The organism is Mesobacterium pallidum, assembly GCF_019966535.1.
GTDB classification, from domain to species: Bacteria; Pseudomonadota; Alphaproteobacteria; order Rhodobacterales; family Rhodobacteraceae; genus Mesobacterium; species Mesobacterium pallidum.
The window spans coordinates 1-5,000 of sequence record NZ_JAIMID010000045.1 but is presented as its reverse complement, the minus strand read 5'-3'; the positions used below and the strand labels follow the sequence as shown (position 1 = coordinate 5,000).

At 57.0% G+C, this 5,000-nt stretch carries 1 protein-coding gene, 1 tRNA gene and 2 rRNA genes; all 4 read left to right on the top strand.

Annotated elements, in window-relative coordinates; genetic code table 11:
* The first annotated feature begins 148 nt into the window (after nucleotides 1-148).
* The 4 genes from MF270_RS27925 to MF270_RS27910 all read left to right on the top strand — a co-directional run bounded on the left by MF270_RS27925 (nucleotide 149) and on the right by MF270_RS27910 (nucleotide 4,982).
* A 23S ribosomal RNA gene (locus MF270_RS27925) occupies nucleotides 149-3,010 on the top strand.
* A 129-nt stretch (nucleotides 3,011-3,139) separates the two neighbouring features.
* A 5S ribosomal RNA gene (gene rrf, locus MF270_RS27920) occupies nucleotides 3,140-3,254 on the top strand.
* 52 nt (nucleotides 3,255-3,306) lie between these two features.
* Nucleotides 3,307-3,383: transfer RNA gene (locus MF270_RS27915), tRNA-Met, on the top strand.
* Nucleotides 3,384-3,834: 451 nt separating this feature from the next.
* Nucleotides 3,835-4,982, top strand: a protein-coding gene (locus MF270_RS27910; RefSeq protein ID WP_238368844.1) for an IS3 family transposase whose coding sequence is annotated in 2 segments (ribosomal slippage) — nucleotides 3,835-4,078 and nucleotides 4,078-4,982 — 1,149 coding nt in all. Because the reading frame shifts where the segments join, the coding sequence is not laid out codon by codon here.
* The last annotated feature ends 18 nt before the right edge of the window (nucleotides 4,983-5,000 follow it).

Here is a 5,000-nt window from a genome sequence, read left to right as displayed (position 1 = left end):
ACTAACCCGTGTGATTAACCATCACACAAGTCCGGCCCATGACATCGGGCCGGGCGGGAAAAGTATGACTTCTGGTCCAGAGAGCATGAGGCGAAGGTTGTAACCAGCTTCCGACGCTTCGAAAGCATGTCTTTCTCTTTCTGGATCGGATCAAGCGCGAGAAGGGCGTTTGGTGGATGCCTTGGCAGTAAGAGGCGATGAAGGACGTGATACTCTGCGATAAGCGTTGGGGAGCCGAGAATAGGCTTTGATCCAGCGATTTCCGAATGGGGCAACCCACCTGAAAGTTGGTTATAATCATCTTCGATGGCTTATAATCAGCTTAAACAGGTACTTTTAACCTGAATACATAGGGTTTTAAGAGCAAACCCGGGGAACTGAAACATCTAAGTACCCGGAGGAAAGGACATCAATAGAGACTCCCCTAGTAGCGGCGAGCGAACGGGGACCAGCCGAGCCTTGAGTGTGAATAGAATGGTCTGGAAAGGCCAACCATAGTGGGTGACAGTCCCGTATATGAAGCATGATAGGACGTATTAAGTAGGGCGGAACACGTGAAATTCTGTCTGAAGATCGGGGGACCACCCCCGAAGGCTAAGTACTCCTTACTGACCGATAGCGAACCAGTACCGTGAGGGAAAGGTGAAAAGCACCCCGACGAGGGGAGTGAAACAGTACCTGAAACCGAACGCCTACAATCAGTCGGAGGGACCTCGAGTCCTGACGGCGTACCTTTTGTATAATGGGTCATCGACTTGGTCTATCTAGCAAGCTTAAGCCGTTAGGTGTAGGCGCAGCGAAAGCGAGTCTTAATAGGGCGCATGAGTTAGATGGATCAGACCCGAAACCGAGTGATCTAGGCATGACCAGGATGAAGGTTGGGTAACACCAACTGGAGGTCCGAACCCACACCTGTTGAAAAAGGTCGGGATGAGTTGTGCCTAGGGGTGAAAGGCCAATCAAACTCGGAGATAGCTGGTTCTCCGCGAAATCTATTTAGGTAGAGCGTCATCCGAATACCCCGGGGGGTAGAGCACTGGATGGGTAATGGGGCCCCACAGGCTTACTGATCCTAACCAAACTCCGAATACCCGGGAGTACTAGATGGCAGACACACTGCGGATGCTAACGTCCGTAGTGGAGAGGGAAACAACCCTGACCTCCAGCTAAGGCCCCCAATTCATGGCTAAGTGGGAAAGCAGGTGGGACGACCAAAACAACCAGGAGGTTGGCTTAGAAGCAGCCATCCTTTAAAGATAGCGTAACAGCTCACTGGTCTAATCAAGTTGTCCTGCGGCGAAGATGTAACGGGGCTCAAGCCATGAGCCGAAGCTGAGGATGCACATAGTGCATGGTAGCGGAGCGTAGTGTGACATAGCACTCATCCTCTTCTATCGCATCGAGTACGGGGCGCTTCGGCGCTCAAGTAGCGAAGCGGTAGCGCAGGATAGAGTGCTTTCTGTGAAGCCGGGCTGTAAGGCATCCGGTGGAGAGATCACTAGCGAGAATGATGACATGAGTAGCGACAAAGAGGGTGAGAGACCCTCTCGCCGAAAGTCCAAGGGTTCCTGCTTAAAGCTAATCTGAGCAGGGTAAGCCGGCCCCTAAGGCGAGGCCGAAAGGCGTAGTCGATGGGAACCAGGTTAATATTCCTGGGCCAGTGGGATGTGACGGATCGAGACTGTAGTTCACCCTTATCGGATTGGGTGGGCTGCTGATCGGTCCCTGGAAATAGCCCCACATGAGACCGTACCCTAAACCGACACAGGTGGACTGGTAGAGAATACCAAGGCGCTTGAGAGAACGATGTTGAAGGAACTCGGCAAAATACCTCCGTAAGTTCGCGAGAAGGAGGCCCGGGTTCAAGGCAACTTGGATCCGGGGGCACAAACCAGGGGGTGGCGACTGTTTACTAAAAACACAGGGCTCTGCGAAGTCGCAAGACGACGTATAGGGTCTGACGCCTGCCCGGTGCCTGAAGGTTAAAAGGAGGGGTGAGAGCTCTGAATTGAAGCCCAGGTAAACGGCGGCCGTAACTATAACGGTCCTAAGGTAGCGAAATTCCTTGTCGGGTAAGTTCCGACCTGCACGAATGGCGTAACGACTTCCCCGCTGTCTCCAACATCGACTCAGCGAAATTGAATTGCCTGTCAAGATGCAGGCTTCCCGCGGTTAGACGGAAAGACCCCGTGCACCTTTACTACAGCTTCGCACTGGCATCAGGCACAACATGTGCAGGATAGGTGGTAGGCTTTGAAGCAGGGACGCCAGTCCCTGTGGAGCCAACAGATGAGATACCACCCTTGTTCTGCTTGATGTCTAACCGCGGTCCGTTATCCGGATCCGGGACCCTGCGTGGCGGGTAGTTTGACTGGGGCGGTCGCCTCCTAAAGCGTAACGGAGGCGCGCGAAGGTTGGCTCAGAGCGGTCGGAAATCGCTCGTTGAGTGCAATGGCAGAAGCCAGCCTGACTGCAAGACTGACAAGTCGAGCAGAGTCGAAAGACGGCCATAGTGATCCGGTGGTCCCAAGTGGGAGGGCCATCGCTCAACGGATAAAAGGTACGCCGGGGATAACAGGCTGATACTGCCCAAGAGTCCATATCGACGGCAGTGTTTGGCACCTCGATGTCGGCTCATCTCATCCTGGGGCTGGAGCAGGTCCCAAGGGTACGGCTGTTCGCCGTTTAAAGAGGTACGTGAGCTGGGTTTAGAACGTCGTGAGACAGTTCGGTCCCTATCTGCCGTGGGTGTAGGATACTTGAGAGGAGTTGCCCCTAGTACGAGAGGACCGGGGTGAACGATCCACTGGTGGACCAGTTGTTATGCCAATAGCAGTGCTGGGTAGCTATGATCGGAAAGGATAACCGCTGAAGGCATCTAAGCGGGAAGCCCCCCTCAAAACAAGGTATCCCTGAGGGCCGTGGAAGACCACCACGTCGATAGGCCGGAGATGTAAGCACAGCAATGTGTTCAGTTGACCGGTACTAATGGCCCGATAGGCTTGACCCGATCCAGTAAAAGACAGACATGTCCCTGCGATCCGGAAGTCATACACCAAAACGCACCGCAAACCGCGCTCAAGTAGCCGGAGGCGGTAGCGCACAGTAACTAACTTGGACACGTCAGGGCTTTCCTTGGTCTGGTGATCATAGCGAGAGCAAAACACCCGGCTCCATTCCGAACCCGGTCGTTAAGTGCCTTTGCGCCAATGGTACTGCATCTCAAGGTGTGGGAGAGTAGGTCATCGCCAGACCTAGAAAAGCCCTGACACGTATCTCTCTGATGATCAAAACACAAATCCCTGTCGCGGGATGGAGCAGCCCGGTAGCTCGTCAGGCTCATAACCTGAAGGTCGTAGGTTCAAATCCTACTCCCGCAACCAGTTTTAGCGAACAGGCCGCTCCCAACAGGGACGCGGCCTGTTCGCTGTCCGCAAAGCTCAAAGGGCCGCGAAACTATTGCCCCGAATGCCAGTAACCGACGCAGCTCAACGATAAGGCCTGGCGCTGCGCGCACACCGGTCCAACCCGACCGCACCTCGTGACTGCACGTGCCGCGGCAAGACGACCAGGGGGGCTGGCAATCAGCCGGGTGCGGCAGGCCCAGATCGAAACGCGACCCGTCCATCACCCAGGTCTCGCCGGCCGCGTCCGCGGCCGTCAGGCGGCGTTGCGCAACACGGTCGCGACCCTGCCAGCCGGGCAGCCAGCGGATGTCGCCATCATGCGAGATGCAGGGCAGTCCGTGTCGATCGCCGACCTAGCGCGACAAGATTGAGGTGCCCCTAGATTTGTAGACGCTTTGCCCCCTAACTATGAGGCGAGGAGGCGACCATGGGGACAAGCAACTACAGCGACGAGTTCAAGCGCGACGCGGTGCATCAGATCACGGTGCGCGGGTATCCGGTCCGGGAGGTGTCTCGGCGGTTGGGCGTCAGCACCTACTCTCTCTACAAGTGGCTGAAGCTGTTCGGGGTGCCGGCGCCGAAGCCGGGCGTGGACCACGAGGCCGAGAACCGGCGCCTGAAGCGCGAGCTGGCTCGGGTGACCGAGGAGCGCGACATCCTAAAAAAGGCAACGGCGTACTTCGCGCGCGAGTCCCAATGAAGTACGCCTTCATACGGGCGCATCGCGTGGAGTTCGGCGTCCGGGCCATGTGCCGGGTGCTGCGGGTCCATTTCTCCGGCTTCTATGCATGGCTTAAGGAACCGTTAAGTCACCGCGCGCAGGAGGATGCGCGTCAGACCGCACTGGTCCGCCAAGCCTGGACCGACAGCGGCAAGGTCTATGGCTACCGCAAGCTGACGGATGATCTGCGCGATCAGGGCGAAAGCATCTCGGAGAACCGTGTTGCCCGGTTGGCGTCACTGGCCGGGATCGCTGCGCAGATCGGCTACAGGCGCCGCCCCGGCCGATATGGCGGCAAGCCTGCTGTCGTCGCTGAGAACAGGTTGGAGCAATGCTTCGATGCCTCTCAGCCCGATCAGGTCTGGGTGACCGACATCACCTACATCAAGACCCATGAAGGCTGGCTGTACTTGTGCGTCGTCATCGATCTGTACTCGCGCCGGGTTGTCGGCTGGTCCGCCCAGTCCCGCATGACGACGGCCTTCGCCCTGCAAGCCCTGCTGATGGCCGTGTGGCGGCGCAAACCCACAGGCAAGGTCATGGTCCACTCAGACCAGGGCTCCCAATTCGCCAGCCGGGAGTGGCAGACGTTTCTACGCCAGCGCAATCTGGAGCCCAGCATGAGTCGACGCGGCAACTGTCACGACAACGCGGTCGCCGAAAGCTTCTTCCAACTGCTGAAGCGAGAGCGGATCAGGCGACGGACGTATCCGACCCGAGACAATGCCCGGCAGGACGTGTTCGAGTACATCGAACTGTTCTACAACCCAAAGCGCAAACACACGAACAACGGCATGCTGTCGCCCGTTGACTTCGAAATCAGGCAGCAGAAACTGAACGAGGCAGGTGTCTAGGAAACTAGGGGCACCTCA